2 pseudogenes are annotated in these 480 nt (G+C 62.4%); one reads left to right on the top strand and one right to left on the bottom strand.

Annotated features, from left to right (window positions below):
* Positions 1 to 224: pseudogene (locus tag TR36_RS14665) on the bottom strand (cobaltochelatase subunit CobN); the annotation flags it as partial.
* Between TR36_RS14665 and TR36_RS14670 the strand changes: the two are divergent.
* Positions 224 to 480 (top strand): annotated as a pseudogene (locus TR36_RS14670) (phage major capsid protein); the annotation flags it as partial. The pseudogenes TR36_RS14665 and TR36_RS14670 overlap by 1 nt on opposite strands.

Here is a 480-nt window from a genome sequence, read left to right on the forward strand (position 1 = left end):
CGCCCCGGATAGGTTGACAGCACCATGGCCACCCGCTTTTCCGCTGGGGGCCGGCGCAGACCGTGCCATGCCTTGATGCGCGCTGTAATGGCCGCAATACGTTCAGAGTCCGCCCGATGCGCAAAGCGTGACCATTGCAGATCAGGATCACGGCGCAGCGGCTGCTTGAAACTGGCAACGCCTGCAAAGATACGGCCATCTACCTCTGGCAGCACCACATGCATCCATCCGCCTGCACGAACTGTCGGCCATGCCGAAGGCGAGCCAGCGTCTGCTGGATGACAGCGCCTTCGATATCGAGAACTGGCTGGCCGGCAAGATCGCGACGCGATTCATGCGTGCCGAATCCTCGGCCTTTGTRAACGGGGACGGTGTGGACAAGCCGAAGGGCTTCTTGACGACGACGAAGGTTGCGAACGCAAGCTGGGCGTGGGGCAGCCTGGGGTATGTGACGTCGGGTGCCGCACGTCCGTATTTCGC

Source organism: Falsirhodobacter sp. alg1, assembly GCF_000739715.2.
GTDB lineage: Bacteria > Pseudomonadota > Alphaproteobacteria > Rhodobacterales > Rhodobacteraceae > Falsirhodobacter.